Origin of the sequence: Brevibacterium picturae (genome assembly GCF_030453725.1) — a bacterium.
GTDB lineage: Bacteria > Actinomycetota > Actinomycetes > Actinomycetales > Brevibacteriaceae > Brevibacterium > Brevibacterium sandarakinum_A.
This window is the reverse complement of sequence record NZ_JAKDJU010000193.1, coordinates 1-5,231: the sequence shown is the minus strand read 5'-3', so window position 1 is coordinate 5,231 and position 5,231 is coordinate 1. Positions and strand designations below refer to the sequence as shown.

At 62.4% G+C, this 5,231-nt stretch carries 5 protein-coding genes; 2 read left to right on the top strand and 3 right to left on the bottom strand.

The window, feature by feature from the left end; all coding sequences use genetic code 11:
- Positions 1 to 647 (top strand): phosphatase PAP2 family protein (locus L0G76_RS13850; RefSeq protein ID WP_304357752.1); only part of this gene is annotated, 647 nt, incomplete at its 5' end.
- A gap of 17 nt (positions 648 to 664) precedes the next feature.
- On the opposite strand, the gene L0G76_RS13845 is transcribed toward L0G76_RS13850, so the two are convergent.
- The 3 genes from L0G76_RS13845 to L0G76_RS13835 form a co-directional block, all read right to left on the bottom strand.
- Positions 665 to 1,267, bottom strand: coding sequence for a PadR family transcriptional regulator (locus L0G76_RS13845; RefSeq protein ID WP_009884785.1), 603 nt, complete (start codon positions 1,265 to 1,267; stop codon positions 665 to 667).
- A gap of 69 nt (positions 1,268 to 1,336) precedes the next feature.
- Positions 1,337 to 2,740, bottom strand: coding sequence for a vanillate/3-O-methylgallate O-demethylase (gene ligM, locus L0G76_RS13840; protein ID WP_009884784.1), 1,404 nt, complete (start codon positions 2,738 to 2,740; stop codon positions 1,337 to 1,339).
- An 80-nt stretch (positions 2,741 to 2,820) separates the two neighbouring features.
- Positions 2,821 to 3,672 (bottom strand): methylenetetrahydrofolate reductase, encoded by an 852-nt coding sequence (locus L0G76_RS13835; protein ID WP_009884783.1) that lies wholly within the window; start codon positions 3,670 to 3,672, stop codon positions 2,821 to 2,823.
- 269 nt (positions 3,673 to 3,941) lie between these two features.
- On the opposite strand from L0G76_RS13835, the gene L0G76_RS13830 reads away from it, so the two are divergent.
- Positions 3,942 to 5,231: MFS transporter (locus L0G76_RS13830; RefSeq protein WP_304357751.1), on the top strand; the 1,290-nt coding region annotated here is incomplete at its 3' end.

Genomic DNA, 5,231 nt, shown 5'->3' with positions numbered 1-5,231 from the left:
TGACGCTGGGTTTCATCGTGCTGACCGTCCTCGCCGCCGGGCCGGTACGAGTACTGGACTACCAACTCAATCGGCGTTGGCTCTATCTCTTCAATCCCGATCTGGTGTGGTTCGCACAGAACGTGTTGGATCGCATCGCCGGGCAAGCAGTCTGTCTGCCTGTGCTGGCGGCCGTGGCGATCACCCTCGCGTATCGACGCCGATCCTGGCGTCCGATCGGATTCGCGCTGGCAACGGAAGCAGCGTTCTACATCGGCGTCGGGGGTCTGAAAGTTCTCCTGGCACGGCCGTCGACGACCTTGCACGATCCGAGGTTCTTCCAAGGTGGTCTGCTCGACTTGGGTGATCGTGGAATCAGCTACCCCTCTGGGCATTCCTCCGAAGCGATCCTCATCTACGGGGCAGCTGTCTACCTGATCGCCCATTACAGCGGCGCCTCCCAAAGAGTCGTGCACGGACTCAGCTGGGTCGTGGCAGCGATCGCCATGAATTCCGTCGTGGTGTCATTCCTCCTCGGGTGGCACTGGATCACCGACCTCGTCGGCGGCCTCATCGCCGGTGGTCTGTTCCTGCGAATCCTGACGACGCTCGACCAGCGGCTCCTGGACCGGGAGCGAAGGAAGACCTTCCTCGCTGCAACTCTGTGAGCGGCTTCGATCTCGCCCTAGTGCGAACTCCCTGCGGCAGTGCGCTCGAGTCTTTTGCTGAGCTTCAGCCCCCGCTGCGCCCATTCGATCTCACTGCGGGCACGAGCGGCCAAACCTTCGTAGGCGAACTTCTTGTAGGCGATGGTGACTTCACGGTCCGCATCGGCGGTGACCGCCAGACGGCGATTGAGCATCGGGGATTCGAGTGCCTCGATCGTAGCGATCTCGTCCTCCCAGACCTGCAGCTCACTCTTCCAGTGAGCGATATGTTCATTGAGGAATGCGTAGACAGCCGCCTGGTCGGCTGATTCCAGATAGGCGGCTCGCAGGTGGGCGGCATCTCGTGTGCGTTGGTACTTCAGTGGGCCGTTCATCCAGTCGGTGAAGGCACGCTCCCCCGCCTCGGTGACATGGTAGACGCGGCGCATTCCGGCGGATCCACGGGTCTGCTCCTCGGCGACGATGAGCTCTTCCGTCGCCATTTTCCGCAGTTCCGGATAGATCTGCGAATCCGGGGCATGCCAGACGTGGCCGACGGACTGGGAGAACTGCTTCTGCAGCTCGTAGCCGGACATCGGGCCGATGCGCAGCAGAGCCAGGAGTGCACTTCGGAGACTCATCGTGGTTCCTATTCTGTGAATCAGCGAGGCGCCCGGGCGCTCTGCCCGGGCCCCTTCAGACTACAACTCTCAGGCGTCTTGGCCGGTGCGCCACCCGCCACGGTAGGTCTGACGTGCAACGGTCGAATACGGAACGGGGCTGACGACGACGCCGACCTCGGTCTGCTCATGGGGCTCGACCGATGCCTTCGAGGTACCACCGTCGGGCTCGCCCCAGACGACCTTGAGCTCAGCACCCTCGGGAACGTCGGGATTGACCGTGGCCAAGGACAGACCTCGGCGCTCATTGGCCGAATAGCCGGTGAACATCGAGAACCCGACGACATTGCCATCGGCGTCGATGACCGAGTCATAGTTCGCCGAACCGTAGTTGGCCAAGGGCAGATCGAAGTACTTGTAATTCGGTCCATCGACGTTGAGCGGGGAGGCCAACACTTCACCCAAGTCGTCGGCGTCCCAGGCCAGCGTCACCTTCTTGCGCTGCGCTGCCGGATCCATGGCCTCCAGCGCGCTGCGGCCGATGAAGTCGTGGTCGAACTTCACGAACGACCCGTAGCCGAGCTCCCACGGGGTCAGGTAGTAGTCCTCGATGTTGTCGGAGACGAACGACCCGGCCAGTGTGCCGGTCGCTTCATAGCTGTCAGCGCCGAGCCATTCGCGGTATCCACGCTCGGCCTCACCGGAGTAGATGGCCGGCAGCGGCGAGGGGATCCAACCCGACTCCAGGGTGTTCGATGGGTAGGCTCGCGCACCGACGGGCAGGAGACCGAACTCGGCGCCCGCCTCGACGATGGCATCCCTGATCTCATCATGGTCCTGGTAAGGTCCCCAGATCTCGAGGCCGGGGGCACCGGCCATGCCGTGGCGCAGGGTGCGGACCTGTTTGCCGGCGATGGTCATGGTCGACATGTTGAAGAAGCGCAGCTTCTCCAGTTCGCCACCATTGAGCTTCTCGATGATCGCCCAGGCATTGGGGCCCTGGATCTGGAAGCGGTAGTAGCGGCGGCTGACGGCGTGGCCGTATGGCCGCGATGGGGACCGGCGATCGACCTCGATGTCGAGGTTCGCATAGCCGCCGGTCTCACCGTGGTAGAGCAGCCAGTTCGATGCCGGCGAGCGCCCCACGTACACGTACTCGTCCTCGGCCTCATGGAAGAGGATGCCGTCGCCGATGACGTGGCCGGATTCGGTGGTGGGCACGTACTGTTTGGCCTTGTTCACGGCGAACTTGGCCACGGAGTTGATCGCGGTGTCAGAGATCAGGTTGATGGCATCGGAGCCCTTGAGGAACACGTTGTCCATGTGGTGTGACTGGTCGTAGAGGACTGCAGTTTCGCGCCAGGCCTTCTGTTCCTTGATCCAGTTGGTGAAGTCGGCGGGGACGACCGGGTAGATGTAGGAGCCGATCTGCGAATTGCGCAGGTGGTCGACGGCATTGGTCGAATCGAGGATCTGCTGGAGATTGTCGGTCATGGTCGATGAACCTCTCTGTTCTTGTCGCTGTGTGGGTGCTGCTGTGGAGTGGCGACTTGCTGGGTCGTCGGGTATCGCTGTTATGCCTGTGTGGTGAAGTCCTGGACCCATTCGGCTGTGGCCGCGAGTCCGCCGAAGGTGTAGAAGTGGGTCTTCACCCCTGATGTCGCCGAGGTGATGGACTCATATGAGGACAGATCGGTGAGGAATCTGTCCGGTCCGGCTGTGCCGAGGAGGTTCGTCAGTGAGAACCCGTACTTCTTCGCGATTCCCGCACTGGTGCCCACTCCGAAGCGGCGAGCATAGCCCAGGAGTCGCTTGATGCCTGCGGGCCCTGGCGTGCCGATGCGGATGTCGGCCTCGACGCCGTGGCCACGCACCTCGTGGACCCACGCCACGACTGCCTCGGCGTCGAAGGCGAACTGGGTGAGCACGACTTGGCCCAGCCCCTGTTCCGTCAGCGATGCGCTTTTGGCCGACATGTGCTCCCACAGGGTTTGGGTGCTGATGTCGGGATGGCCCTCGGGGTAGCCGGCGATCCCCACCTCGGCCACACCGTATTCCTGCAGGATGCCTGTGCGAATGACCGAGAGCGAATCGGGGTAGGGACCTTCAGGGGTCGCGGGGTCTCCCCCGACGACGAAGACACGGTCACTGGCTCCGGCCTGCTGGAGAGCGTCGAGGAACTCGCGCAGCTCGGTCTCAGACTTCAGTCTGCGAGCCGAGATGTGGGGCACGGGGACGAACCCGAGTTCGAGCACTTCCTTCGCCGCCTCGAGGCGCATCTCGAGGTTCTCATTGCCGAGGAACGTGATGTTGACGCGTGTTCCCTGGGGAATCGCGTGGGCGGCCTGCTGGAGGCCGGGGACGTCTTTGCCGGTCATCTCCAGCGAGAAGTCGTCCAAGACGTTGGTTGCGGTCGATGCCTCCACGTGGTGATTCCTTTCATGAACACTGCGGTGGGTTCGTGAAATCACTATACGCATAGGCATTTACCTATGTCCATAGGTAACTTGATTATTGACATCGCTCGCTGGCGCGGAGGCACGGACGACCATTGCCCGAGCATCTCGGCGCTGATAATGTGCCCATCATCACGTTTTACCTATCTTCATAGGCATCTTGCAACGATGCGGATGCTTATCTCACCACAGAATCGGAGTACGCGGTGGACCTGCGCGAACGACTCAACACCTCTCGAATGTCGACCTATCAGTGGCTGATCGTCGGCATCTGCACCTTCCTCAACGCCCTCGACGGTTACGACGTCCTGGCCATCTCGTTTACCTCGAACCAGGTCAGTGAGGAGTTCTCCCTGTCCGGAACGGCTCTCGGTCTCGTGATGAGCGCCGCGCTGCTCGGGATGGCGATCGGTGCCCTGACCCTGGGACCGGTCGCCGACCGGATCGGACGACGGAACATGACGATCATTGCTCTCATCGTCAATATCTGCGGTCTCTTCCTCTCCGCCACCGCCACCTCGGCGACGGAACTGGGCATCTGGCGCATCGTCACGGGCCTGGGCATCGGCGGCATCCTCGTGGGCACCAATGTCATCTGCGCCGAATACGCCTCACGCAAGCGTCGTGGCCTGGTCATCAGCATCTACACCGCCGGCTACGGAATCGGTGCGGCGCTCGGCGGATCGGTGATGGTCTCACTCATCGCCACCTCCGGATGGCGTTCGGTCTTCATCCTCGGTGGATGCCTGGCCACGCTGTCTCTGGTGCTCGTCCTCTTGCTGGTCCCCGGATCGCCGTCCTATCTCTACAACCGGCGACCGGAGAACGCGGTGAAGAAGCTGACGCTGATCGCCCGCCGGCTGGGCCACACCGAGCCTGTTGATCTGAATGCCACGACCGCGGAGCAGGAGAACAAGGCGGACGATTCCGGTGTACTGGCACTATTCAACCGTCGCAATCGCCGTGTCACCTTCGTCGTCTGGGCAACGTTCTTCATCGTCATGTTCGGCTTCTACTTCGTCAACTCCTGGACCCCACGCCTCATGAACGAATCCGGGCTCACCGACACCTTGTCGATGATCGTCACCGTCGGACTGACCTTGGGAGGAGCCATCGGATCCGTGGCCTTCGGACTGTTCACCTCACGCTGGTCAACCCGCTCGGTGCTGATGAGCTTCTCCGTGCTGGCCGCGATCCTCATGGCCGTCTTCATCTTCACCGCGCAGTGGATCGTGCTGGTCATCGTCGTCGGTGTGCTGGTGGGAATGTTCAGCAACGGCTGCATCGCCGGCCTCTACGTCCTCACTCCGCAGTCCTACTCGTCTTCCCTGCGCTCGACCGGCGTGGGCTGGGGAATCGGCATCGGTCGCTTCGGCGCGATCATCGCCCCGACAGCCACGGGTGCGATGCTCGACGGTGGGTGGAGTCCGCAGGCGATCTACGTCTTCGTCGGTGTTGTCCTCCTCCTGGCGGCGGTCGTGCTGCTGGGTATGCGCGGAGTCGACGTCGAGGCGAACCGGAAGCCGGAG

Excerpts from the sequence above, each read along its gene's own strand:
- L0G76_RS13845 (WP_009884785.1), bottom strand. The coding sequence starts at position 1,267 with ATGAGTCTCCGAAGTGCACTCCTGGCTCTGCTGCGCATCGGCCCGATG.
- ligM (WP_009884784.1), bottom strand. The coding sequence starts at position 2,740 with ATGACCGACAATCTCCAGCAGATCCTCGATTCGACCAATGCCGTCGAC.